The organism is Ornithinibacillus halotolerans, from assembly GCF_014637405.1.
Classification (GTDB): Bacteria; Bacillota; Bacilli; order Bacillales; family Amphibacillaceae; genus Ornithinibacillus; species Ornithinibacillus halotolerans.
In genome coordinates this window covers 67399-92136 of sequence record NZ_BMEY01000012.1, presented here as the reverse complement: position 1 = coordinate 92136, position 24738 = coordinate 67399, and the positions used below count along the sequence as shown (strand labels likewise).

Below are 24738 nucleotides of genomic sequence, written 5' to 3'. Positions count from 1 at the left end.
CTTGCAAGATTAGCACCATTTCTTAGGAGGCTTTTGGCCCATACCTGGTCCCATTTGACCCATGCCTGGATCAGTTGCTCCTGCTACTTGAGTCGGTGAACACATGTTGCCTTGACCTGGACCTGCCATACCTGGTCCCATTTGTCCTGGCCCCATCATACCCGGACCCATGCCTGGTCCCATTGGTCCCATACCCGGATCCATTGCTCCTGCTACTTGAGTCGGTGTTCCTGGTCCCATCATGCCAGGCCCCATTCCCATTCCTGGTCCAGCTGGTACATTAAATGATGGCCCCATTATGTCAACGCTATTTACTGTATTTTGAACGGAAGTAGAATGTGGGAATACGTGCTGGTTCTTAATTAAATGATGATTCATAACCGTTGTATGGGACGGATGAACATGTTGGATTGTTTCTTCTGTACAGTGATGCACTACATTATGCTTTGTCGGATAAACAACGCATTTTGGGCATCCACAATTTCTAGGATGTCTCATAATTTTTCCCCTTTCTTGTGTTAGATACACTATTAACCTATGACAGGTGACTGATACTTGTATCAGACAGTAACCTATTTTAAAGGAAAAAGTTTGATATTTAACCTATTTTTGCGTCCACCTCAATAAATGCTTGCCTATATCCAGCTAATAAAAATGGTATTAGCTTCTACAGCCAATACCATTTTTATTAATAATGTGCAAGTAATCCTTTTTGCATTGCAAATCGCTCACAACGTAGGAATACAAACAATCCTATTCCAAAATAAAATACTGCATTAAATACTAAAATTAATATATCTGCCAGTGCAAATTGACTTAGTGTCATTCCATTTATCATAATTCCTCGTACCATATCTATCCCTTTCACGAACGGGAAAAATGCAAGGAATGGTGCAACTGATAATGGTACAAAAGTTAAGCCAGCAAGAAGAAACTGTAAGATTTGTAAGAATGCTTGAATTTGCTTCAAAATCATAGTGAATCCTGCAATAATAAGTCCTAATCCAAACATACTAATAAGCGTTAAAATGAGAATCGGTAATATAGAAAGTACATCCACATTTAACCATTGACCTGCTGTAAACATACTTAAGTATAGTAATCCGATGATAATAATAAATTCTATAAGTGTTGTGGAAAGCAATCGTGAAAGCATAATTTTCCAAATACCCATTGGTGACATCCCTAATTGCTCCAGCGTTCCTTGTGTTGCTTCATTCGTAATTTGCCAACCAATGTCATTGACGACAACCATAGCTAAAAACCAAAAGATGTAATTGACGATGACATATTGAATATTAGTATCTTGTGTACTTGGATCCCCAATCAACGAAATTCCAGCAAACATTCCTAAAAATAATACATAAAACGTAATTAACATAGCAATTGTGTTTGGTAAATACCGTTTCAATAAGATATATTCTCTACGAATATTAGCATTAAGCACGTTGAGAAACTGCAACTTTATCCCTCCCATTAACAATTTTCAAAAATACTTGTTCAAAATTAATCGTTTTACGATCAATTGTATCTACTGGAATTTGTTCCAATTTTAAGATATCAAACAGTTCATAAATGTCCTGACTTTGAGTTAGATCAACTTCTAAGATGGAATGTACTGTATCCGGTTTATATTCTAAAAGTGGAAACTTCTCTAACAATAATTGATGCTGTTCCTCACTCAAGTGGCCTTCCAGTTTTATTGCATAAGCACGGACTTCAAACAACTTCAACAAGTTCTCCACTCGATCGTTTGTAACAACTTTTCCATTATTAATAATGACTGTCCGTTCACATAGATCTTGAATTACATCCATATCATGAGATGTAATAATGATTGTCTTTTGCTCATTTCTCACGATTTCTCGGAGAAGCTCCCTCACTTCATATCCCGTTTCGATATCAAGACCGAGCGTTGGTTCATCTAGTAAAATAACATCACTACCAGCAAGCATCGCTACTGCAATGGCAAGCTTTTGCTGCATTCCACGTGAAAGTCGATTAACCATTTCATTTTCTTTATCTTTTAATCGGAACTGTTGTAATAACTCATCAATTCGACTAGCAACTTCTTTTCTCGACTTCCCGCGGTTCCCGGCAAAATACTCCATGTTCTCTCTTACCGTTAATCGCCAATATAAATTACGATTTCCTTCTAAAACAGCACTAATATGTTCTTGTGCTTGTAATCTCTTCTGTTGGTTATCAATTCCACTAATTGAAACAGACCCACTGTCTGGTCGTACTAAACCACAAATCATTTTTATCGTAGTCGTTTTCCCAGCACCATTAGGACCAAGCAGTCCAAGAATTTCACCCTTGTTAACTGTAAAAGAAATATCATTTACAGCTGTAATCCATTCTTTTGTTTTCCTTTTCTTATAAGACTTTTTCAAGTTCTGCACTTCAATGATTGGTGTTGTCACATCTTCACTCTCCCTATTCATTATTAACTAACTATAGTTTATAAGAATTTTCTTATAGTTCCTACGGGCTGGGGGTCTATTAAGTTTCAGACTTTAGACGGAGGGGATTTATCAAACACATTTAAACAGAATTTTATCTTTAAATAAACTTGAGATTACTTATCAAGCTCATTTCCATTGAATTTTATTTCAAAATAAACTTGAGATCGCTTATCAAGCTCATTTCCATTGAATTTTAATTCAAAATCAACTTGAGACCGCTTATCAAACTCTTTTTCATTGAATTTTAATTCAAAATAAACTTGAGACCGCTTATCAAGCTCTTTTCCATTGAATTTTAATTCAAAATCAACTTGAGACCGCTTATCAAACTCATTTCCATTGAATTTTAATTCAAAATCAACTTGAGACCGCTTATCAAGCTCATTTCCATTGAATTTTAATTCAAAATCAACTTGAGACCGCTTATCAAACTCTTTTCCATTGAATTTTAATTCAAAATAAACTTGAGACCGCTTATCAAGCTCATTTCCATTGAATTTTAATTCAAAATTAACTTGATAACGATTATCAAGCTCACATCATCCATTTTCCACTCCAAAATCAACTCGACAATCTCCTAAAGTCCAATTCCATTAATTCCGTCCCAATAAAAAAGGTAGCCTAGACTAAAATCCAGCTACCATTAAAAAAATACACTATTAAATTAATTTTCTTTAAAACTGTATACTAAATGATTTAAATTGATGTACCCCAGTTCCATGTCTGACTACATCTTTACGGCGTAGTTCATATACTGCATCTTGCACTTCCCATAGTATGCTTGGGTCAATCCCTACAGTATTATGGGCACCGAAGATTCGTGATACTTGTAATAAAGAGATACGCTCTAATGAGTTTAATAATGCTTCCGGATCTGTTGTTGGATAAAAGGCGTAAATTGGGGTACCTACATAAAATAAGTCACCAGTAAATAAATACTCGCGGTCATTATCCAAAATACATATATGGCCTGGTGAATGGCCTGGCGTATGAAAAATGGATAATAAACGGTCACCTAAATCGATTAAATCCCCATCAGATAGTAATGCAGTTGGTTTGCCAGTAAATGGTGTATAAGTTGACGGGTCAAAACTTGCTGGTGTTGGTTTCGTGATGTCTCTTCCAATATCTTTTCGAATTTGTTCAATTGATAACTTTTTAATCCCATTTACAAGCCAATCTTCCTCTGCTTGATGAACTAAAATAGTATCATACAGGCCGTGACCTCCGATATGATCAGCATGCACATGCGTAGTTATCACTACAATCGGCAAGTCGGTTAGCTGGTCAGTAATGCGCTTTATATTATCAATACCGAGTCCCGTATCAATAAGTGCCGCTTTTTCTTTTCCTATTAATAAAAACGAATGAACCTTTTCCCAATGCCCATATTCACTGATAGCAAATGTCGTTGAATCAATTTCTTCCATCGTAAACCATGGATCATTTATCTGCTTCATCCTTCTTCCCCCTGTTACATTTACATTTTTTTATTTTGTTCTAATAACAGATCGCGAATTTCCGTTAACAGTTTCTCTTGTGGATCAATTTTTGGCGCTTCTTCTTTTACTTCTTCTACTTTCTTTTTACGCTTCAATCTTGCTAGTAATCGGATAAAAATAAATATAGATAGTGCTATAACAAAGAAATCAAATACGGATTGGATGAAGACTCCATATTGAATTTCTACTCCTCGGATTAACCACACTTCATTTTTAAAATCTACCCCATTAAATAGAATTCCAACTAAAGGGGTTATAATATTTGCTACTAATGAGTTAACAATTGCGCTAAATGCTGTACCAATTACTACCGCAACGGCTAAGTCCAGGACATTCCCTTTGAGTGCAAATACTTTAAACTCTTCCCAAAACTTTTTCATAAACATTCCCTCTCTATTCTATTATCTTTTCAATCATAGGGTAAATGAAATAAAATCGCAATTAATCCATAACTTTCAATTAAAAATTAGGAGGAAATGCCCAGTTTAGAAACTAGACAGTCCTCCTATTAATTACATACCGTGATGTGGGTTATGTTTTTGTCTTGAATGATTTTTGTTCTTCACTTTCTTTGAACCATCTAACCCTTCTCCTAATGGTAAATCAGGTGATTTAGGAAGATTAGGTTGTTTCTGTTGTTTCGGTCCTTTTGGATTTGGGGCCATTATTTCTCCTCCTTTCTATGTACGTAGTTAGTTTTATAGTGTACGTATGTTTTTATTCATAAAGTAAAAAACGTAGTGCCTATCACGATGATAGGCACTACCTTTTCTATAGAAAGAGGGAATTAAAATTGTAGGACCAAATATCTACTTAAGTCAATGCCGAAACTAGGGCAATTAATAGGATAATTGGTGTGAAGATGATGAACCAAAAAAATAGAAGTAATAACGCTCCAATCATTAACGAACACCCCCTAATATCTACTTTGAGGCCTCACATTAATAAACTATGTCATCTAAATTTTTAAGGTTGGACGAAATGACCCCTCTATTAAAAAATGGTTATATTGAGTAGGTTTCTTATCCGTTTTTTTCCTTTTCTAGTAGGCAAGCATGTATTTAAATAGCAAAAATAGACTCGCGCACTTACCAACCTTTCCTATATCGCGTACGTTGTAACGTAAGGTAAAAACAAAGGTGGTGAATTATATGAGTTATAATCAGTACTGTAAAAAAGGTGTTGGACAATACCGACATCAGACAACGGCCAACCATCCTTCCTATCGATCTGCTTCCATGTCAATCCCTACTCAAAGTAGCCCTTCTCAAACTAGTGAAAATAATAGCACATTACCTACCTCGAATAATTTATTGGAACAGATCCGTACAGAGTGGCGTCAAAAAAATATAAACACAGAGGAACTAGATAAGTTAGAAGGTGTTTGGAATGCGCTCAGAAGTGAAGTGGGTAGAGAACAGATTACTAATGTTATTAACCGCATAAAACCTATAGTCGAAAAAATACCATTAAGAGGGGTGATGAATGCCATGTCAAACAATGATAAGCTTAATGAATTATTAAATAACCTCAGTTCTGATGCAACTAATTCAGATGTATTACAAAATATGCTGAAGGATCCAAACTTAAGAAAAACTGCATTGGATATGATGCAAAACATCATGAGTGATGAAAAAAAGATAGCAGAGATGACAGAATTGATGTCTAAAATGCTTAATTCAGATAATAAATAATTTCAGTTAACCTATTTTCTATCTCATTTAATAGAAGTTGGATAAACACACGAACATTCTCTACCTTCTTTCATAATCTATTTAGTAGAAAGGAGGTAAAATGTTGCAAGATTTAAGAGAAAGTTTAACTAACTAAATGAATCAGGCAAGTGGTAATCTTAGCCAAAATTTGGAGGAATTTCGTTCTCTAGTTAATTCATCTACTAATGTTAATTTATCTTCTGCACAGCAAAGTCTTCAAGAAGTTATTAACCGCTAGACACTTATGCTATCTCTCCTATTGGAAAAGCTTTGAGATGTACTCAAAGCTTTTTTTGTTTGATGAGGAGAAATTACATAGAAAGTTGTATTTCATTTTTCATTTCTTAGAGAAATCTGATACTAAATGATGAATGGGCGCCACTCATTTATCAACTCTTAGGGAAATACATGGCAAAATGACGGATGGGAGCAGCTCATTTAACATTTTGAAGACAAAACAAACACAAAATGATGAATGGCTCCCCCACTTTGCAAAAAAAACCACCCTTAACCTAAGCCAAGGGTGATATTTACAATTTTAATTTTTTATTTTGTGAAAGCGTCTGTTAATGCTGTCACTATTTGCTTTTTACGAGAAACTACACCTTTTAATAGTGCTCGATTGTTAGCATCTAATTCCACATTAAACGCTTCGCCAACTTTTGCACTGCTTTCGCCACGTGCTAATACTTCCGAGTCGTTGTTTAAAATATCAGTTACAACGAATAGGAATAGATCAAGTCCTTTATCAGCGATTGCTTTATCCATTACCTCTTCTAGTTCAGCTTGAAGCTCGTACACTTTTGCTGCATCAACTGTATTTACTTGTGCTATTTCAACTTTTGCATCACCCATAGCGAATTCTTTTGCATCCATCGTAATTAATTCTTGAGGTGATTTATCACTTAAGTCTGCACCAGCTTGTAGCATATCTAGTCCGTATTTCTCTAGCTCAACTCCAGCGATTCCAGCAAGCTCATGTGCTGCTTCCACATCTTGCTCTGTACATGTTGGTGATTTTAATAATAAAGAATCCGAAATGATAGCAGAAAGTAGCAATCCTGCGATTTCTTTCGTAACTTCTACACCATTTTCTTTGTACATTTTATTTAAAATTGTAGCTGTACATCCTACTGGTTCTGCACGGAAGTACAGTGGCTCTTTTGTTTCAAAGTTGGATACACGGTGATGATCAATCACTTCCGTAATACGAACATCTTTAATGTTGCTTACACTCTGTTGGAATTCGTTATGGTCAACTAATATAACATCTTTTACTTCTGCAGGAACTTCCTCAATAAACTGAGGTGCATCTACTTTAAAATAATCTAATGCAAATTGCGTTTCCTTGTTCACCTCACCTAGGCGAGCAGGTTCTGCATTCACGCCTAGTTTATTTTTTAAATTTGCATAAGCAATTGCTGAACAAATTGTATCTGTATCTGGGTTCTTATGACCAAAAACTAAAGTTTTTTCCATCGTTATTCTATCTCCTTTTATGTAGTTTCTATTTGTAAAAGACCGTCTATAATCACGAATTTAGGTAGACCTAGTCTTAACATGAATATCCACATACAAGATTATCATAAATAATTGTTAGAATAAATTCTTTTACATAAGCAATTTTACTTTTCATGTAAAAATTTTTATAGTTAATTTATATCATAAATAAAGTAGGGATTAGAAATGAAACAATATATTGTTGTGGGAGCAGGAATATTAGGTGCAACTACTGCTTATAAACTAGCAAAATCAGGGACAAAAGTACTCATCATTGATAAACAAGGAATTGGACAAGCAACCGAAGCAGCCGCAGGGGTAATTTGCCCGTGGTTATCCCAACGGAGAAATAAAGCTTGGTACCATTTAGCTAAAAACGGAGCACGTATTTATCCAGAATTAATAAAAGAGCTTGAGGAAGACGGCATTACAGAAACAGGCTATGCCCAAGTAGGTGCGATCAGTTTGCATCAAGATGAAGGAAAAATTCTAGCTATGAAAGAGCGAGCACTCAAACGTAGAGAAGATGCACCCGAAATTGGGGAAATTACAATTTTAAATCCAGAAGAAACGAGAAACCTCGTTCCAATTATTGCAGAAGGATACGCAGCCGTACATATTAGTGGAGCTGGTCGAGTAGACGGCAGCCTTTTTCGTAATGCGTTAATACGAGCTGCTGAAAAACATGGGGCAAAATTTATCGAAGGAGAAGCTATTCTATCGCCAACGGGACAAGCAGTCACTGTTAATGGTGAAACATACGAAGCTGATAAAATTATTGCAGCATGTGGTGCATGGATGAATGAATTTCTAGCGCCACTTGGAATTGACTTTCAATCAACTGGACAAAAAGGACAACTTATTCATTTACAATTGCAAAACATGGATTCATCAACATGGCCTGTGATGATACCTCCAACAAGTCAATCCATTGTCCCTTTTGAGAATCATTTTGTAGTAGGAGCAACACATGAAGATGATGTTGGATTTGATCATAGAATTACTGCTGGCGGTGTTCATACAATTTTAACGAAAGCTATTGAAGTATTTCCCGAACTAGCTAACAGTACTTTCTTAGGGGCTAAGGTTGGATTTAGACCGTTCACTCCAGGATATCTTCCTGTAATTGGTGAACTACCAGCAAATGAACAAATACTTGTAGCTAATGGACTTGGTTCTTCTGGTTTAACAACAGGACCTTTTGTCGGTATTCAATTAGCAAAACTGGCATTAGGTAAAGAACTCGACATTTCATTAGAGGACTATGACATACTAGGAGCAATTAACTAATTATTGTATTTACATTCATAACAAGATTTGCTAGTCTAAAATTAGTATTTATGAGCGTAAAGGGATGGGATTTATGAAGGGGAAAGTTGCTGTACTAATTATGCTTGTTGCAACGATAGTAATGGTAGTTTTAGCTTTATATTTATTAAAGGTTTACTCTTAATAGATGCTTCGGAAGGTATATTCCTTCTGAAGTATCTTTTTTTCTAACAATTCGTTGGCATATTTTCCTTATCCAATTAATTTCTTCCAAATAAATAATAATTTTAAAATTTTTAAAAACTATGTTACACTCGAATTGACTACTTAATTCGACATTTTTTGACAGGTGAATGTATATGACAAAAATCAGCTTAAAAAGCATCCCAGTTACGCTCTGGATTATTGGTATTTTAATTCTTGGAATATCTGTCTCTATTGAAGTAATTGGTACAATTGAATTAACCGGTCTTCTTTGGACAGCAAATATTATTATGATTACCATTTTTTCATATTATAGTGGATTACTTGGTGGTCTCCTCTATTTACTTACATTTGCGGGATTACATCTATTCATAAATTTATTATTTTCACCAAGTGATTTATCGTTACAAAGTATATTTCCGTACATACTTGGCATCGTAATTGCACTTTGTGTAGGGGTGCTTGGTTGGAGGATTAGACGATATGAACATCATATGGAAAAGATACTAGAAAATAACGATATCTCATTTTGGGCATGGGATTTAGAAACAGATGAGTTAACATTTTCAGAAGGGTACGCAAGAATTTATGGAGTTTCAAGTGAATCAATCAAAGGATCACCTAATTTTTGGATTGATGTTGTTCACCCAGATGATAAACATATTGTGATAGATGCTAATAAACAACAAAAAGAAGGTAAAAAAACAAACATAACCTACCGCTTTTTCCATAGCAATGGAGAAATACGATGGCTGCAAGATCGAGCAACACCACATGTTAATAAATATGGAATTATTAGTCGTGTGGATGGAGTGATCTTTGATATCACGAATCAAATACAAGCAGAACAAAAAATGAATGAACTCATTCATTATGATTCCTTAACTGGACTGACAAATCGCCTTTGGTTTCAAAGTTTTTTAGACACTGCACTACAAACTGCTAATAAATTTAATCGCTCTATTGCAGTCATGTTTATTGATTTTGATAATTTTAAGCGAGTGAATGATACTCTTGGCCATAGTGCTGGTGATGAACTATTAATTCAAATTGCAAATCGATTACAACATTGCATCCGTAATAATGATATCGTTTCAAGACAAAGCGGAGATGAATTCCTTTTACTAGCAGAAAACAGAAGCATGGAAGAAATCGAGACATTAGCAAAAGACATCATCAATGTAATGAACAAGCCATTTTCTCTTCATGGGACTGAAATCATTTCAACACCGAGTATTGGAATTAGTGTCAATCATGACCTTGAAGATGATGCAGAAGCTTTGATAAAAAAAGCAGACTTTGCCATGTTTTTAGCAAAAGAAAACGGAAAAAACAATTACGAATTTTATAATGAAGAACTAAATCAACAATTAAAACGAAGAATGATTATTGAATCCTACTTACATAAAGCAATTGAAAACAATGAATTTAGCATTCATTATCAACCACAATTCAATATTCGTTCATTTGACATGACTGGTGCAGAAGCATTACTTCGATGGGATTGTGAATTAGGGAAAATTCCTCCCGACGAGTTCATATCCATTGCCGAGGAGACAGGATTAATTATCCCAATTGGAGAATGGGTATTAAGACAAGCATGTAAAGACATTCACCAATTTAAGGAACATGGACTAAAAGCATTTCCTATTTCCGTCAATATCTCAACAAGACAACTCATGACACCTAACTTTATTGAGCGTGTGAGAGCCATCATTACAGAAGAAAAAGTTGATGCCAAATTGATTACATTGGAAATTACGGAAAGTGCTTTCCTGTATTATGAAGATGCAAAAGATAATATTTCTGAACTTAAGAAGCTTGGTGTTCGAATATCATTAGATGACTTCGGAATTGGGTATTCTTCCTTAAGTATGATTCGAAATATTGAAATCGATGAATTAAAAATCGATCGTTCTTTCTTACATGATTCAATTACAAATGAACGAGTATATTCCTTACTCGATACAATTATTCAAATTGGAAAAAAACTCGATACAAAAGTCATTGTAGAAGGTATTGAAACAGAAGAACAAATTGGTATGTTATCCAACTACCATGTTTATGGTCAAGGATATGTATACAGTAAACCAATAGCTTTAGATCAATTATTTAAATGGTATAAACGTACATTTGAAAAAGCGAAGAGCATCTAACTCTTCGCTTTTACTCATTTTTCTTTCTTCCCAAGAGAGCTTCTCATCGTCTTCAATGATTCCAAGTACAACATCACCAATTACTGGTTCCCTTAATAATTTATCTGCCAACTGGAATTTAATATCATCCGCTTGAGCCAGTGTTAAACCTTTCACCAACTCCACTGTCACTTCCACATGATACGTTCTACCTTCCTGAATTACACGCATTTTATAAATATCAACAACCGTTTCTTCTGCTAACAAATCAGACGCAATTTTATTCTCCACATCGATAGGTGCTGCAACTCCAATTAGGCCAACCATATTATCATAACCGACTCGAAACGCAACATATAACATAAGAATTCCGATAATGATGGAAATATAGCCATCCGCTTGTAGGATATTATAATATTGAGCTAACAAAATTTCGATAATGGCAAGAATCGCACTAAGTGTAGCAACTAAGTCTTCGTAAAACACTAAGCGAGTGGCCGGAGCAGCTTTTCTTGCCCCTTTAAAAGCGGATACGAATAAATTACCTCCGTCTTCAATCTTAGATTCATGTTTAATTTCTTTCATTGCCTTCACTAATATAAACCCATCTACTAAAAACGCAGCTACTAAAATCCCTATATTTAGCCAAAGATTTGTTGATTCTTGCGGATGTTGAATTAAATGCCATCCTTCTTTAATTGTCTCATATGCCATCACGGTCACGACAATAACTGCAACCATACAGAATATGTTAATGACTCGTCCGAAACCAGTTGGAAACCGTTTGGAAGGTTTCATTTCAGACAACACACTTCCAAAGAAAACAAATCCCTGGTTCACCGCATCAGCGAACGAATGCATAGAAGAAGCAAACATCGTTCCACTTCCACTAATGCCAGCAGCAACTGCTTTAATAATTGCCAAAAACACATTCCCAATCGCGGCGATACCTGAAGATGTATTCCCTTTTTTTACTAGTTGGATAAAACTCATAGGATATTCCCCCCTTGTTCAAATGATTTTTAATTAATATTACAAAGTTTTGGTTTAAATTTACTTTCATTAATTGTATGAGTGACGTTTGCTTGGGACTTGGATTGCGATGGGCTTTTATTCGGTTAATTAGTGACTGTTGACTCTTGGTTTTTAGTCCTTAGGGCACTCATTCCCTTTATGAGTGACCGTTGACTCTTGGTTTTACTCCCTAACGGCACTCATTCGGCCTATGAGTGACCGTTGACTCTCATTTTTACTTCCTAACGGCACTCATTCGGCCTATGAGTGACCGTTGACTCTCATTTTTACTTCCTAACGGCACTCATTCGTTCTATGAGTGACCGTTGACTCTCATTTTTACTTCCTAACGGCACTCATTCGTTCTATGAGTGACTGTTGACTCTCATTTTTACTTCCTTACGGCACTCATTCGGCCTATGAGTGACCGTTGACTCTCATTTTTACTCCCTAACGTCACTCATGCACTCTATGAGTGACCGTTGGCTCGCGAATTTTAGTCCTAAGGGCACTCATGCACTCTATGAGTGACCGTTGGCTCTAAATATTACACACTAAGTCCGCTCATTTCCTCTATAAGTGACCTTAACCAACTTCTTAACAGCATTCATAAAATATTTATCACAATTAAACACAAAAATCCCTATAAAAATCCTATTTAAATCTTCATTTATTTTCCCCTCTGCCTTCCTTTTCATGTGCTTGAAATCTCAGTCGGAATTGCTAATTTATAACTCGAATCAAAAGCACTCCTAGCGCACAACGTAAGAACAAAGGGAGGGATTAAACTGATAAAAAGAACAACATTCATTATATTATTTCTTCTCCTTGTTGGTTGTACTACAGAACAAGGAGCGACTTTAGAAGAAGAACAAAAACAGCTGGAAGTACATTCTGGCGATCAAATAGATGGCATCAATCATATTGGACATAGTCCTACCGGAACATCCGAAGCTCCTGATAATTATGTACGAAAGATATCTCCTATCCATGACACAACGAAAGATAATTTTTCATTAAAGCATGCAGAAGAAAAACCTAAACCTCCAAAAACCGAAGTACAAAAGCCAGAAAAAGTTGATGTCAGAGGAATTTATTTAAATCGTACATCGATTACAGAAAACAACGTACAAAAATATATTGACCTCATTAAAGACAGCAACCTCAATGCAGCTGTTATCGATATAAAAGATGACCATGGAAAACTAACGTATGACTCCAATATTACACTTGCCAATAAAATTGGTGCTGATTCAAACCCTGCTACAAAAGATTTAAAATCACTTATCCAACAGTTTAAAGACGCTGGTATCTACACAATTGCACGAATTGTCGTATTTAAAGATCCATTCTTAGCCAAACAAAAAAATGAATATGCAATAAAACGTAAGGACGGATCTGTATGGCAAGATGCTTCAGGCACGAAATGGATTGACCCTCACAAAAAAGAAGTGTGGAACTATATTACCTCCATTGCCAAAGAGGCTAGTGACAGTGGATTTGATGAAATTCAGTACGATTATATTCGCTTTCCAGAACGCGCAAAACAAGTTGACAAAGAAGTACAGTATGACAATCCAAAAGGTCTTTCAAAATCAGAGAATATACTTTCTTTCCTAAAGTATTCAAAAAGTCAATTGAAAGAATACCCGGTTTATGTTTCAGCCGATGTATTTGGACTCGTTACGACCGCTTCCGATGATATGGGTATTGGTCAGATTTGGGAACAGATTTCGCCCAATGTCGATTATATTTCACCGATGACATACCCATCTCATTATGCACCTGGAACTTATGGTGTTACGAACCCAGACCGGGCACCTTATGAAATTATGCTCCAAGCAATGATTGATGCAAAAGAACGGAACGCAAAAATTAAAAAAGCTGGCAAGGATACTGCGATTATCCGACCATGGGTGCAGGACTTTGATTATAAAAGTAATTACACGGCTGACGATGTAAGAAAACAAATCCAAGCTTTAGATGAACAAGGTATCACACAATATTTAATATGGAATGCAGGTAATATTTATACTGTTGAAGCATTTAAATAATATGCAAAAAACCGCTGAATTATATCAGCGGTTTTTTCGTTAATTATGTACAGGCTCAAATCCATTTTGACCTACATTTTAATGTTAATGAATTTGAGAATATATATCGAGTTTATTCTAAGCTATTTTTTATTGCTAATAAACTTGAAAAGCCGTTTCAAGTTTATTTCAAGGGAATTTTTAGTGCTAATAAACTTGAGAACCCTTATCAAGTTCATTTTAACTGTATTTTTGTTCCTAATAAACTTGAGAACATACATCGATATCATATCAAGCAAATTTTTAATCCCTAATAAACTTAAGAACCTCTACCAAGTTCAATTCAAACTAAATTCTGCGGCAATAAAACTTGAATAATAACCCATAATTAATTCCACATAAGCTTCAACAATACATCCTTCTAAGAAGCATTTCCCAACTCACTCTGCCTCTTCTTGAACTTCAACTCACTCATCATCGTTGAGCCTAAAATAAAGACTCCTCCAACAATTTGTAACGCACCCATATTTTCATTTAGGAAAATGGCAGCCATTGCAACTGCTGAAATTGGATCAATGTAACTTAATACAGCAATTGTTTGGCCTTTTAATTTTTTCATGGATGAGAAATATAACAAATAGGCGATACCAGTATGGACAATACCAAATATAGCGATTAACAGAATAGACTTCATTCCTAAACTTGAATAATTCATTTCCTCTGTCATGAACACATATGGAAACATCACAATGGTGGCAATTGTTAATTGCAGAATGGTCGTTTCAAAATCAGCTAAATTTCGAATAAATTTATTAATTAGAATAACACTAGCATAAAGAGCTGCTGCAACTAATCCATATCCGATTCCAACAGGATGATTATACGCATCACCTAAAATTAATCCACCAGGCTGTACGACTAAAAATAATCCAATAAATGCTAATGCAATACTAATTGCTTTTTTAATTGTCCAATTTTCTTTTAATAAAAATGGCGCAAGCACCATAACAAATATTGGTGCAAAATAATAACTTAATGTCGCATTAGGGATGGTAGTGTATCGATAAGCTTCAAATAAAAATATCCAATTAAATCCCATTGCAGCACCAGATAATACGAGTAATATCAAATTCCGCTTCGATATTAATTTCAAATTCACTTTTTGTTTAATAAAAAAGCTAGCCCCAATTAAGAAGACACTTCCAATTGCCCCACGGAATAGAGCGATTTCGCTGGAAGAAAGATCGATATTTTTCACAAATAAACCTAAACTTCCAAATATAAGCATAACTAGTATAAATGTTGCTTTTGCCCCCATACGACGTCCCCCCTAATCTTTTGCTGTATATTTTCATATTACATACGATAATAGCACAAAATAATATATGGAAGGAGAATTTCAAGTGGACAATAACAAAAAAATAACCGTTGCTGGTACAGATATTGAAGAAGTAAAGCGTAAAAATGCACAGTCTGGACTTTCTTATAACGAGGTCAAAGCCCTACTTGCACAAACAGGTGGCTACGGGACAAGTAAATATAGTGACACAAATTCAGATGAAATAAGAAATCAACTTAAGAATTAAATAGGAGGTTCTCCTAATGTCTGAAAAAGATTTTGAACAGATTTATAATGAATACCGAAATCAATCCGAGAGTCAATCTACCCCATCTCAAGCAAATGCAGAAGGAAAAGAACAAATTGTAGCAGTTCGTAAAAACGATGATGGTGATCTAATTGCCTTTAAAACCGCTTCTGGACGTGAACTGGATTATATTACGGCACTGGAAGAGGCCAAAAATGGCAATTTAGCTCATGTAGATGTTTTCCATAAATATGGACGCGACATTATCCGAAGTGAACCAGATGGGATGAAAGAGAATAATTTAGATCAGTTGCCAGAGTTTTAATGAGAAGGATAGCGAATAATGCTATCCTTTTCTAATTACCTTCTCCCCTCCAATTAAATGCCACGGATCTACTACTTTATGTTAAAATTATCTTTGTATTTCTAAACAGCAAGGAGTATACAGATGGAATCACAATCCTATTTCTATCAATTTCTAAAACCAATCTCTAAGGAACTTGCCTTTGTCGCTCGTGAATTAGAGTTTAGTATATTTCAAAGTCCACGAACAATGTTAACCCATGCTCGTGTTTTTGTAGAAAATATTTTACAACATGTCATCGTATTAGAAAAACTACCACAAAGTGATTTTCCAACATTAAAGGAACAAATTAATACGTTATATGAACATGGAATTATTGAATCTGACATGCGAGATGCACTTCACCTAGTTCGAACATCAGGAAACAAAGCAGCACATGATGCACGGCTCTTTCGCTTCTCAGAAGCTTTATTATCATGGGAGGCCGTCTACAAAATTGTCAAATGGTATGTCGAAGTATATGGTCCTGTAGAACTGAAAGTACCGGACTACCAAGATCCGAAACCTCAAGAAACGGTATCCTACGATATAACCGAAGTTCAAGAAAGACTACGTGTCCTGGAAGAATTATTAATTGCTTCCATGAATTCTAACGATGTTCATCAAGCAGAAGATGAGGTTGCCAGTACAACTGACCCAGCAACTATGTTGGAAGAAACCATACCACCAGGATTCACTACCATTCGAAAACTTTTTTATAAAGATGAATCAATTGAAGTACCCCACTTTTTACGAGATTCCTTCTTATTACCACAGCGTTTTACGAAGTCAGAAACGTTCCTTATTCGTCTTGGAGCTAATCAACAAGCGCGAATTATGAGTGAACTACCAACGAACTTAGAAGGTTTGCATAAACATGTAAAACGGTACAATGATAAAAATGATGAAAATCTCTTTTACGAGTTGAAAGTATTTATAGAAGAAGAAAAGAAACGTAGACAAACTATACTTGAACGGCCTGGTGAAATTTTCCTATTTTATAAAACCGATTACGTAATCGTGACGGAAGAATTAGCAAATACAGAAATAACATCTGACATCTTCACAGGAATTCCAAGCTTAATTAGACAATTAAAAGAAGACCAAATTCAAACAGTTGGTCAACTACCAAAAGAGCTTGTGATTCTAGCAAAATATGAAAATGTTGGAATAGGGACTGTTGAGAACTTGTTTGAGCAGTTAAAGAATATACAAGGAAAAAGGTAGATTATAAAACTCTTGGATAATTAACATCCGAGGGTTTTTATTTTATGATAAGGTAGTAGTAGTAGGTACATAGGGGGAAGTCATGTATGCATAGAAAGAAAAAAACAGCGAAAGATTGGATTACATTTGCTATTATAACTTTTATCATAATAGGTGGAGCCGTATACTATGTTCTTTTTTTCACGCCAAAAAATTCATTAGAACTATACCAAGAACTACATTTTGCTGATAATTTTGAGGATGTTCAAAAGCATATGCTAGAAGGTTACGAGGATAATTTTTCAGAGGAAGACTTTAATTATATTCAAAATAATGTCGCTAAAAGTGTCAGTCAATACACTGTATTTGAATACAATCAAAAATCTTATATTATCATGACTTCACCAGGCACCGAGAGGCTTAAAATTCTCACAGTAGAAGAATTGCCCGAAGAAGTAAGACAGTTTTTCTTGGAATTATCAAGATAAGATAGGGTATTGTATCTTTGTTAATACATAGTAAAGAAGACCGAATCTAATAGGATCTCGGTCTTCTTTATTGGAAAATCTGAAGAACTTCCATTTCACTAAATTACGCTATTCCTTTCCATATCTTTGCATACTTCTTTTTATATTTTTCGTCCTCTTCCGTATCAATCAAGCGAAGTGCCAGCTCTTTAATTTCATTGTCCTTTGTCTCATCATATAGATATCTTAATCCTTGAATAATATCAAAACGAATAAGTGTATAATTTTTCTCGTTTGTACATTCTTTAAATCGATTAGCAAAGAACTCCTTCACTACTTCTCTCTGTTGTTCTCCACCCAGGCCTATTTTCCAGATGGATTGCAACGTATGTCTTGCTGTGACGAATTTTTCATCATAGGTAACTTCCCATACCGCTCCAAAATCGTTTAGAATTCGTTTATCAGTGTCACTTTTTGCTGCAAGACCACACAGGAATTGTGCAGCACGGGAACGCTCATGATTATTTTTATGCTCAAGTTTTTTTACAAGGTCGTCCCACACAACATAAGCCCAGTCCACCTCTTGCTCAATTGCTTCGATAATATTTTGATATGCTTCATATTGTTCCTCTTTATTTTCAGAATGGAGATTTTCAAAGTTACGTTTCATTACAGCATCCATTAGTTAACTCTCCTTATTTCTATATATCAATTATTTCCCTTTAGCTTGGAGTCAATATCTGATGTATCAACCTGTTCCCCAAACCATTTTTCCAGTTTCTCTCTTGCCTTAGCTTTGACTTCATCATCTACATAGACTGCTACTTGTAACAGTGCAGCTGTTAGAATGCCTAAATCGTCAATAAATCCCGCTCCAAATGCAACATCCGGAATAAGATCAATCGGTAAAATAAAATATCCTAATGCTCCAACTATCGTTGCCTTAACTTTTTTCGGAACTTCTGGTTTTTGTAATGTGTAATAAAGAATAAGTACGACATAAATTACCGATGAACCAGCTTTCTTAGCAAACTTCCCTATCTTGCTCCAAAGTTTGTCATCGGAATAATGTTCACTATGTTTTTCAATGTCTTCCTCTTTCATTTGCTCTACTTCCTCTTTTACTTTATCAATATGTGCCTTGTCTACCTTTTTCTTTTTCCATTTTTCAAACATATCAATCGCCTCAAATCGATTATTATTTATCCTACTTAAATCTTAGTAGTTTATTGAGTTATAGTAAAGCGAAGTTTGTCTAAATATGAAATAATACTTGCCAAGTTCTATTGTATTTTGTGGTTTTTTTCTTATAATATAGACAAGGAGGTGAAAACATGGAAGAAAAAACAGTACTAAATGAATTCGTTCACGTATTAAAAACTTTCTCACAAGAAGTAAACCAAAAGCTAGAACAAATAGATAAGCGGATTGAAAAAACATCTCAAAAGATGGATACTCGGTTTCGAGAAATGGATAAACGATTCCAAGATATAGATAAACGATTCCAAGATATAGATAAACGTTTTCTAGAAATGGATACGCGTTTTGATCGCCTTGAAACAAAAGTTGATGGAATTCGAATTGATTTAACAAATGTACAAAAAACTACAAACTTCCTACTTGAAAAAGTAGCAATCCACGACGCCAAGCTTCTAGAACTCACCAATCAGCAAAAGTAATTCCCATCGCTGTATATACCAGTAATAGATACCTTCACTCTTTTATATACTGGGTGAAGGTGTTAAAATAATTGTTTCGAAAAACCTCCATTCTAGATGCACCCTTTAGCCCTCTACTGTTTTCAATCAAACCCATAATGAGTGATGTTCTTACGTATAGTATAATAAGATTGCATAAAATAAGGGACTTAATACACCATCCATACAATTTTAAGCTAATCACTTTTATCCAATGCGCTTTTTGTTCATACTGTATACAAATAGTTAAAGAAATAAGGGGTGAAACCCATGCCAAAGTTAAGAACAATAATTTTTTTGTTACTACTGTTCTTTCTCTTTTCCCATTTTTACGGAGAAACGTTTAAGCAGTCTGGTGTTGTTGCGACGTTTAAAGAGATAAAAAGTGATGTAACAGATATTATCGAGCATCCAAACGTTTCAGCGTTTTTTGATTCTGTTAAGCAAGAAATTGAAATTTTATGGAATGATGTAAAAAAAGACGATAACAAGGAACAAACAAATCCAGCACCATCTCCTCCCACTTTAAATGAGCCAAAGAGTCAAACCTTCTCCATTCATAATATTGAAATTGGAGATACCCGAGAATCGGTAGAAGAAAAAATTGGTGAACCAAAACGAACTACCAAAAATGAGTACGGAGTAAATTGGCATACGTATCATGAGAATTACCATAACTTTGTTAAGGTAGCTTATGACCAGAACGATACGGTTGCAGCTATATATACGAACCAAGACTTATTATCTTCTAAACTCGGAATAACGTTTACTAGTTCAAGAGATGAAATACTAGAGACATTGGAAGATCCAATTGAAGCAATTCGGAAAGGAAATGTCCTCTATAAAGTGCAAAATAATGATGAGTATGACGTCTTTTTAATAGATAATAATTACATCACTATGTTCTATGATGTTCATGAAAGTAATACATTAACTGCCATTCAAATCATTACTGCAGATTTAGAGAAACAAAAGAAAGGGCATTTTGGTGTTCCTGACAAAGAGTTACAAGAAGGATTTGAATACCAATTATTTGATCTTACGAATGCGGCTAGAATAAACCATGGACTACCGATATTAACTTGGGAGGAGCCGTTGCTAAAAACTGCAAGAGACCATAGTTTAGATATGGCTGAAAATAATTACTTCAGCCATGATAACCTAGAAGGCCAATCTCCCTATGACCGAATGACTGAAGACGCCATCAGTTTCCGAACTGCAGGAGAAAATCTAGCTGCGGGTCAGTCTAGTAGTATATTCGCTCATGAAGGACTAATGAATTCACTTGGACATAGGAAAAATATACTCCAAACTTCTTTTGAATCTCTAGCAGTTGGTGTTGCATTTAATGAAGAGGATCAGCCTTATTTTACAGAGAATTTTATTACAAAATAAAACAAGTAGATTTTTAAAATGTAGTGTTATTTCAATTAACACTACATTTTTTGTTTACTCCCTAGTTACAAAAACTATTGATGATAACTAATTCTTATAGCTACCAATAGGATAATAGTATTTTAAATTATCAGAACTTAATATTATACTAAAATAACAATAAATAAAAATACACAAAGGAAGTGGATAAAATGGAAATTCAATTATTAACGCTGCAATCTAATAATTTGAGTAAAATGAGAACTTTTTACATAGAAACGTTAGGATTTCCTTTAATTGCCGAAGATGATCATAGTTTTCGAATTGGGGTTGGCTCCAGTCAACTAGAATTCACATCGAAAAATGTTAAAAGAAACCCATATTACCATTTCGCAATTAATATACCCTCTAATCTATTCCAAGAAGCTAAAGCATGGCTAAAAGGAAAGGTTAATCTCTTATTAGAAGATGATGATGATGAAGCATATTTTTCCTTTTGGCAAGCATATGCGTGTTATTTTGAAGATCCTTCAGGTAATATCGTTGAACTTATTACCCGGACTAAAGAGAATCCCAAAAGCAATTCTCCTTTTTCCATTCGTCACATGCTAAACATCAGTGAAATTGGTTTAGTAGTAAAAGATGCGCCAAAGGTTGGAGAATTATTAAAGGAATTCAACATCTATGAAAGAGATAATGATCCCATTACGAATTCTTCCTTAAGCTTTATGCAAGATCAAAAGAATGGTGTTTTTATTCTATTAACAGGAACTGGTAGAAGATGGTTATTCTCAGAAAAGAAATCTGAAATTTTTTCTATGAAAATAACTCTTGATACTAACATTACTTTAGGTGTAGATGATGAACTTGAATTTTTCGTGGCTAATAGTAATTACAAAGTTACTTGAGTACAAAATCTATTATATAAAGACAACATATCTAATTTGGATCACTTTCAATCCATTAAATCATACCATTGATTTTTGGTAGGGAAAAATGCAAGTCAAAATTCAGGGAAATATATTTTGAATAATCTTTATCTTTTTCCGAAACATTTTATAAACCTTAATCGTATGGATAAATATAACTAGAGAAAAAGGTTCAAAGGAGCAAATAATGACTTACTTCGATCGGTTAAAAGAAATCCAAAAACTACAGTGGGAATTATTTATTGATTATTGGTATGTACACATAGGACTAATTATAGTTGGATTAGTAATTGTTATTTGGTGGGTTTTAAGGAAGTGATGTACCACCTAACTAGCACAACAATTCTAGATTGGAGGCTTGTTATGGATCATATTTCACGAAATCATGTTAACCTTGGCATGCTCCTTGGTGTCCTGTTTGGAGTGAGCTTCGTTGCTGGGATTTACTACAAGTTTTTGCTCATCTTTACTGGTATATGTTTGATTTCCTACATCATATTAGATAAAAAGAAATTACGATGTCCTCATTGCCATAGCTTCGAGAATCTAGACCGCTTACATTATGCTAAAAACAATATTCACCACTGTAGAAGATGTGGGAATCGAATTGTCGTTCTTTAGGTACTGAATAAAAAGTGAGGTGGTTCAATTGTATTTTCCCTCTAAAAAAGATGTTTTATTTTTTATTATCATTTGGGGTTCTATCCTAGCTACTATATTTGTAGCCTTTTATAGAATAGAAGTTCCTAGTAGTGTGGGAAGTATTTTAGGAAAAATATTTCTACTTTTAATTACCGTTCTATTATTATGGACTTGGTTTAACACTGGTTATACAATTAAGGATTCTAAATTAACTATTCGTTCTGGTCCGTTTAAAAAGAAAATAAAAGTTGAAGATATCACGAAAATCACTAAAGTAAAGCATCCATTAGCAGCACCAGCTTTATCCATCGACCGATTAGAAATCATGTATAGCAATTATAACCTCATCCTCATATCTCCTAAGAATGAACAAGAATTAATAGATCAATTATTAACTGAAAATCCCCAAATAAGAATTGGGTAAAATTCCTTATCAATGAAAAAAGAGACTTGTCCAATAGTATCATCGTATGGAGTGGGCCGTTAAGCTAGTAACTGGCCATTCTTTAGTCTTCAGCTTTTCCCTACTCCGTGTGATATAATGAATGAAATTAGTAAAAGCTATATTGAAAAGTAATATACATAAAAGGAGAATTTAAACATGTCTATTGTAGGTGTAGAAATTGATTTTGTCGTCGAAGATAGCTTGAAAGCATTAAATCTATATGAAACGATTTTTGACAGCATTGAACGTGTCGAAGTTTCTGATCTTCCAAAAGGCACTAATGAAGCTGTGTTTACACTTTACGGTGTACGTTTACATATGTTAGATGAGAATCCAGAGTATCAGCTGATTGCACCAACTACTGATGATCCTAAAACAATGTGGTTTAACATCGCTGTTCCAGACATTAAAGAAACATACACAAAAGCAATCAATGCAGGTTGTACCGAAGTACAGCCGGTTACAGATATGCCTGACTACGGTATTTCCAATGCTATATTTATGGACCCCTTCGGCTACGTTTGGATGCTACATCAAATACATGAGGTAGTTAGCCATGAAGAGCGAATCCGCCTTTGGGAAGAAAGTAAGAATAAAGAATAAGAAGAAACATAATGATCCAAAAACAGCACCCTTCACCTAATATAGGAATGAAGGGTGTTTTTTGTTATTATTAGGTAGATACCTCTGCCCCTCTAATCCGATACAGACGATCAACCACATCCCGCTTCTCAATAAATTCCAAAATTCCCTCAGAAACGAGATTTTCTAACAACGTGCATACATCGGGAAATATCTTGTACCGACCACTCGAAAAACGCTCTGTAGATGCACCATGATTTTCAATCAGGTCTTTACATACATCACTTGCTAAAAACTCCGGATCCGTTAAATTTTCTAAAAATACAAAAGTAGCAACAATTAATTCCCGCTTAAGTGAACTAATGGAAGCAAGTTGTTGGGATTTATTTCTTAATTTCTCAACAACAAATTCTTTTTGTTTCGCATACACTAACTCCCTTTGTTCTTTATGAATCACCTCTTCGCGAAGAAGTTCCTCCACGCGCTTTCTCTTCTTTTCCTTCCAATAATCAGCAATTCTCTGTTTCACTCTATTAACTTGCCTATCTAATAACGGCAACTCTAAATTTAATTGTTCCCCGATATCTCTAGGAAGTTCTATCTCTTTTGGGATGGATACTAGTCCAACATCGGTAAGAGACCAACCATAAGAAAACTTCTGTAATATCTCATCAAGTTCATAATCAATTCGCTCAATACCTTTCACAATTTCTCTCGCTAACTGAGGCGAAATACCCGTATGCTCTTGAAAATGCGTCATCCCAAACCTCTTTATCTCGCCCGTTACATTATTTTGAACAACATATTGATAACGTAAAGGCCTTCCACATTCACAATAAAGCTGTGAATTTTGTTGCCAATTTGGACCAGCATCTAAATAATCCATAAGCTCCCATTGATCAGCAACTATCTCCATATTTCCATCAGCAAGTACTCCCGCCTTTTCCTTTGCTAATACATTTGCAAAAGCTGTTCTCTTACCCCTTTTTAACAACTCATGAACAAACTTTCGTTGCTCTTCATTTAATTGTGCTAATAAAGCATCCCTTTCTCTTTGTGTTAATGTATCATTAGGGCGTATCATATAATCCCTCCTATCTTCCAATAACAATTATTTCCTACTATGTTAATTCGCTAGAAAGTTGAAAAATCCTTTAATTTGCAGGGAAAACATCCTATCAACCATTTATACAAGTTTATTTCCTCGGAAATAATAGAATCATGTCGAATGAGTTTGTTGAGCAATTAGTAATTCAGAAGGAACTATGCAATTCTAGCAATAAATATGATATATTGAGAACAGATATTCGTTGGGGTATTATCATGAAAGTAGAAAAAAGCTTAAGAATTTGTGAACGAGGAAATAAGTATACAAAAGTAGTGATTGTCCTAGTTGCCCAACTTGTGATAAAGAAATTAAGCCAGAAAGTGGTTTTTTATCAAAATTAAGCTCACCCGCGAGAAATGCGGTAATCCAAAATGGTATTCATACGTTACAAAAGCTCTCTGAGCATACGGAAAAAGAAATATTAAAGATCCATGGTATTGGACCAGCATCCATACCAACAATGAAAAAATTATTAGAAGAAGAAGGGCTTTTATTTAGAAGTTAAGATTTAAAACTACC

General features: G+C 34.8%; 27 protein-coding genes and 1 pseudogene. 16 read left to right on the top strand and 12 right to left on the bottom strand.

The genetic code is table 11. The features are described 5' to 3' along the window. Positions 1-9 precede the first annotated feature (9 nt). The 6 genes from IEV35_RS12635 to IEV35_RS12610 form a co-directional block, all read right to left on the bottom strand. Positions 10-498 (bottom strand): CotD family spore coat protein, encoded by a 489-nt coding sequence (locus tag IEV35_RS12635; protein WP_188385015.1) that lies wholly within the window; start codon positions 496-498, stop codon positions 10-12. A gap of 190 nt (positions 499-688) precedes the next feature. Next, positions 689-1462, bottom strand: a complete 774-nt coding sequence (locus IEV35_RS12630; protein WP_188385014.1) for an ABC transporter permease — start codon at positions 1460-1462, stop codon at positions 689-691. Further along, the gene (locus IEV35_RS12625; RefSeq protein ID WP_188385013.1) at positions 1440-2447 is read right to left on the bottom strand and encodes an ABC transporter ATP-binding protein; all 1008 of its coding nucleotides are present in this window, start codon (positions 2445-2447) and stop codon (positions 1440-1442) included. Before IEV35_RS12625 ends, IEV35_RS12630 begins: the two co-directional genes overlap by 23 nt. A 695-nt stretch (positions 2448-3142) precedes the next feature. After that, positions 3143-3928 carry an MBL fold metallo-hydrolase gene (locus IEV35_RS12620; protein WP_188385012.1) on the bottom strand — a complete coding sequence of 262 codons (786 nt, stop codon included), beginning with the start codon at positions 3926-3928 and terminating at the stop codon, positions 3143-3145. A 20-nt stretch (positions 3929-3948) separates the two neighbouring features. Next, on the bottom strand, positions 3949-4350 hold the full coding sequence (gene mscL / locus IEV35_RS12615; protein WP_188385011.1) for a large conductance mechanosensitive channel protein MscL: 402 nt from the start codon (positions 4348-4350) through the stop codon (positions 3949-3951). A 132-nt stretch (positions 4351-4482) separates the two neighbouring features. Then, on the bottom strand, positions 4483-4635 hold the full coding sequence (locus IEV35_RS12610) for a small acid-soluble spore protein P (RefSeq protein ID WP_188385010.1): 153 nt from the start codon (positions 4633-4635) through the stop codon (positions 4483-4485). Between the two features lie 486 nt (positions 4636-5121). On the opposite strand from IEV35_RS12610, the gene IEV35_RS12605 reads away from it, so the two are divergent. Continuing rightward, positions 5122-5664, top strand: a complete 543-nt coding sequence (locus IEV35_RS12605; RefSeq protein WP_188385009.1) for a hypothetical protein — start codon at positions 5122-5124, stop codon at positions 5662-5664. 567 nt (positions 5665-6231) lie between these two features. Here IEV35_RS12605 and IEV35_RS12600 read toward each other — a convergent pair. Continuing rightward, the gene (locus IEV35_RS12600) at positions 6232-7164 is read right to left on the bottom strand and encodes a manganese-dependent inorganic pyrophosphatase (protein WP_188385008.1); all 933 of its coding nucleotides are present in this window, start codon (positions 7162-7164) and stop codon (positions 6232-6234) included. A gap of 207 nt (positions 7165-7371) precedes the next feature. Here IEV35_RS12600 and IEV35_RS12595 point away from each other — a divergent pair, with 207 nt between their 5' ends. Next, on the top strand, positions 7372-8475 hold the full coding sequence (locus IEV35_RS12595; protein WP_188385007.1) for an NAD(P)/FAD-dependent oxidoreductase: 1104 nt from the start codon (positions 7372-7374) through the stop codon (positions 8473-8475). Between the two features lie 338 nt (positions 8476-8813). Further along, positions 8814-10814 (top strand): bifunctional diguanylate cyclase/phosphodiesterase, encoded by a 2001-nt coding sequence (locus tag IEV35_RS12590; protein WP_188385006.1) that lies wholly within the window; start codon positions 8814-8816, stop codon positions 10812-10814. Here IEV35_RS12590 and IEV35_RS12585 read toward each other — a convergent pair. Further along, complete coding sequence (locus tag IEV35_RS12585; RefSeq protein WP_188385005.1) at positions 10767-11786, bottom strand: cation diffusion facilitator family transporter; 1020 nt, start codon at positions 11784-11786, stop codon at positions 10767-10769. The genes IEV35_RS12590 and IEV35_RS12585 overlap by 48 nt on opposite strands. Positions 11787-12589: 803 nt before the next feature. Here IEV35_RS12585 and IEV35_RS12580 point away from each other — a divergent pair. Next, a complete protein-coding gene (locus IEV35_RS12580; RefSeq protein ID WP_188385036.1) occupies positions 12590-13861 on the top strand; it encodes a putative glycoside hydrolase in 1272 nt (423 codons plus the stop codon). 400 nt (positions 13862-14261) lie between these two features. Here the strand turns inward: IEV35_RS12580 and IEV35_RS12575 are convergent, their stop codons facing one another. Further along, complete coding sequence (locus IEV35_RS12575; RefSeq protein ID WP_188385004.1) at positions 14262-15158, bottom strand: DMT family transporter; 897 nt, start codon at positions 15156-15158, stop codon at positions 14262-14264. A gap of 85 nt (positions 15159-15243) precedes the next feature. Between IEV35_RS12575 and IEV35_RS12570 the strand changes: the two genes are divergently transcribed. The 4 genes from IEV35_RS12570 to IEV35_RS12555 all read left to right on the top strand — a co-directional run bounded on the left by IEV35_RS12570 (position 15244) and on the right by IEV35_RS12555 (position 17463). Further along, the gene (locus IEV35_RS12570; protein WP_229740747.1) at positions 15244-15426 is read left to right on the top strand and encodes a gamma-type small acid-soluble spore protein; all 183 of its coding nucleotides are present in this window, start codon (positions 15244-15246) and stop codon (positions 15424-15426) included. A gap of 16 nt (positions 15427-15442) precedes the next feature. Continuing rightward, positions 15443-15751 carry a DUF3892 domain-containing protein gene (locus tag IEV35_RS12565; RefSeq protein ID WP_188385002.1) on the top strand — a complete coding sequence of 103 codons (309 nt, stop codon included), beginning with the start codon at positions 15443-15445 and terminating at the stop codon, positions 15749-15751. Between the two features lie 123 nt (positions 15752-15874). Next, a complete protein-coding gene (locus tag IEV35_RS12560) occupies positions 15875-16996 on the top strand; it encodes a DUF4145 domain-containing protein (protein WP_188385001.1) in 1122 nt (373 codons plus the stop codon). Positions 16997-17082: 86 nt separating this feature from the next. After that, positions 17083-17463, top strand: coding sequence for a hypothetical protein (locus IEV35_RS12555; protein WP_188385000.1), 381 nt, complete (start codon positions 17083-17085; stop codon positions 17461-17463). Positions 17464-17566: 103 nt separating this feature from the next. Here IEV35_RS12555 and IEV35_RS12550 read toward each other — a convergent pair whose 3' ends face one another. Then, positions 17567-18124, bottom strand: a complete 558-nt coding sequence (locus IEV35_RS12550) for a hypothetical protein (RefSeq protein ID WP_188384999.1) — start codon at positions 18122-18124, stop codon at positions 17567-17569. Between the two features lie 26 nt (positions 18125-18150). Next, positions 18151-18618, bottom strand: a complete 468-nt coding sequence (locus tag IEV35_RS12545) for a YkvA family protein (protein ID WP_188384998.1) — start codon at positions 18616-18618, stop codon at positions 18151-18153. A 158-nt stretch (positions 18619-18776) separates the two neighbouring features. Here IEV35_RS12545 and IEV35_RS12540 point away from each other — a divergent pair, with 158 nt between their 5' ends. From IEV35_RS12540 to IEV35_RS12515, 7 genes are all read left to right on the top strand, one after another. Then, complete coding sequence (locus IEV35_RS12540; RefSeq protein ID WP_188384997.1) at positions 18777-19121, top strand: coiled-coil domain-containing protein; 345 nt, start codon at positions 18777-18779, stop codon at positions 19119-19121. Positions 19122-19409: 288 nt separating this feature from the next. After that, positions 19410-20534 (top strand): CAP domain-containing protein, encoded by a 1125-nt coding sequence (locus tag IEV35_RS12535; protein WP_188384996.1) that lies wholly within the window; start codon positions 19410-19412, stop codon positions 20532-20534. Positions 20535-20725: 191 nt separating this feature from the next. Beyond that, positions 20726-21421 (top strand): toxoflavin lyase-like VOC family protein, encoded by a 696-nt coding sequence (locus tag IEV35_RS12530; protein WP_188384995.1) that lies wholly within the window; start codon positions 20726-20728, stop codon positions 21419-21421. 208 nt (positions 21422-21629) lie between these two features. After that, on the top strand, positions 21630-21761 hold the full coding sequence (locus IEV35_RS20340; protein WP_268237925.1) for a hypothetical protein: 132 nt from the start codon (positions 21630-21632) through the stop codon (positions 21759-21761). 44 nt (positions 21762-21805) lie between these two features. Further along, positions 21806-22063: a hypothetical protein gene (locus IEV35_RS12525; RefSeq protein ID WP_188384994.1), complete on the top strand. Its 258-nt coding sequence runs from the start codon at positions 21806-21808 to the stop codon at positions 22061-22063. A gap of 28 nt (positions 22064-22091) precedes the next feature. Beyond that, positions 22092-22508: a PH domain-containing protein gene (locus IEV35_RS12520; protein ID WP_188384993.1), complete on the top strand. Its 417-nt coding sequence runs from the start codon at positions 22092-22094 to the stop codon at positions 22506-22508. A 183-nt stretch (positions 22509-22691) separates the two neighbouring features. Further along, a complete protein-coding gene (locus IEV35_RS12515; RefSeq protein ID WP_188385035.1) occupies positions 22692-23132 on the top strand; it encodes a VOC family protein in 441 nt (146 codons plus the stop codon). A gap of 70 nt (positions 23133-23202) precedes the next feature. Here IEV35_RS12515 and IEV35_RS12510 read toward each other — a convergent pair whose 3' ends face one another. Further along, positions 23203-24195 (bottom strand): DUF3895 domain-containing protein, encoded by a 993-nt coding sequence (locus tag IEV35_RS12510; protein WP_188384992.1) that lies wholly within the window; start codon positions 24193-24195, stop codon positions 23203-23205. 239 nt (positions 24196-24434) lie between these two features. Between IEV35_RS12510 and IEV35_RS12505 the strand changes: the two are divergent. After that, positions 24435-24724, top strand: a pseudogene (locus IEV35_RS12505) (RNA polymerase alpha subunit C-terminal domain-containing protein). Positions 24725-24738: the final 14 nt, after the last annotated feature.